The sequence below is a fragment of the Lentilactobacillus diolivorans DSM 14421 genome, from assembly GCF_001434255.1.
GTDB classification, from domain to species: domain Bacteria; phylum Bacillota; class Bacilli; order Lactobacillales; family Lactobacillaceae; genus Lentilactobacillus; species Lentilactobacillus diolivorans.
The window spans coordinates 1-1,223 of sequence record NZ_AZEY01000044.1; the positions used below are offsets into that span (position 1 = coordinate 1).

2 protein-coding genes are annotated in these 1,223 nt (G+C 34.8%); both read right to left on the minus strand.

Annotated elements, in window-relative coordinates:
• Positions 1–164, minus strand: a 164-nt coding sequence (locus FC85_RS15495; protein WP_148466480.1) for a recombinase family protein, incomplete at its 3' end; no start/stop codon positions are given.
• Between the two features lie 141 nt (positions 165–305).
• Positions 306–1,040: a hypothetical protein gene (locus FC85_RS05085; protein WP_136861332.1), complete on the minus strand. Its 735-nt coding sequence runs from the start codon at positions 1,038–1,040 to the stop codon at positions 306–308.
• Between the last annotated feature and the right edge of the window lie 183 nt (positions 1,041–1,223).

Below are 1,223 nucleotides of genomic sequence, written 5' to 3' on the forward strand. Positions count from 1 at the left end.
TCACCCTCACGAATATAGGCCAGCATTTTTTGCAGTTCTGGCCGATTAGTGTTAGCCCCACTTAATTTATCCGTAAACAATTTATCAACGTCTTTTAAAGCCGCTAATTGTCGATCTAAATGTTGCTCCTTGGAACTAACACGAGCATAACCGATTTTAGCCATTTCTAGCTCTCCCTTTTTGGACAGTTCTAATGAACATCTGTATTTCCTAGTATAGCACAAAAATAAAAACGGCCACTAGGGTATGCCCTAATGGCCAAAAAGCTCAATTGATTTAATGGATTATGCTGTGTCGATTCAAATCTAATAAGTCTTTGAAATTTCATGTGCAATATGTGATGGATCTGGATAAATGAAGCTTTCCATTATCCCCACGCTTTCCAGCTCGGACCTTATTGAAGCTTTTTTACAATGTGGTATAACAAAGGCCATTGGTTTTGGTTGTGGATCAATGGAATCAGAAAGAAGTCTTAATATGTTTATTCTAGTTTGAGTCCGCTTTTGGACTTCATCGGAATTAAGAGCCACTTGTGACCCGCTTTCTTCAAAACCATAATTATAAACAAAGGGAACAAACATGAATAATCCTTTTTGATTCTTAATACCTTGATCAATAATTCTTGGGGTAACTATCTTGGGTACAAATAATTCTAGAGGATTTATTTGATCCTCAAAGTCTCCAATATCTTTCTTTATTTCATGATACAGTCGTTTAGTTGACGAAAACTTATTGAATTCTTTGTATGAATTTAAAAGCCCCCCTTCATCACGCTTATTTTCCAAACTATTTACTATATCAGCATATAGGTTGGACCAATATGCTGAATCATTTATGTCAACCTTACTTAGGTCTCTGTAAAACTGGCTAAGTCGACTCAACACATTATTTCTATCATCACCGTTCAGTCTTGATAAAGATGATTCAATTTCAATCTCATCGCTAAATGGAGACTTTAGAAACTGACGGTTATTTCCCTTTATTGAAGTAAATTCTGAGAATATATTCTCAAAGTGATCATCAGCTAATGATTGATACAATGGCACTTGATCATAAAAATTTGTAAATGGGAAAATTTTTCCATCTATTAAGTCAGTATTTTTATTACCTCGATTTAAAATTGAAGTGCAACACCTGCTCTACTAGACCAGTTCTTTATTCAGACTAGTCAAAAAGGCCATGAAGACCTATTCTTAATTCACCACAAACAAGAAAGAGGTATC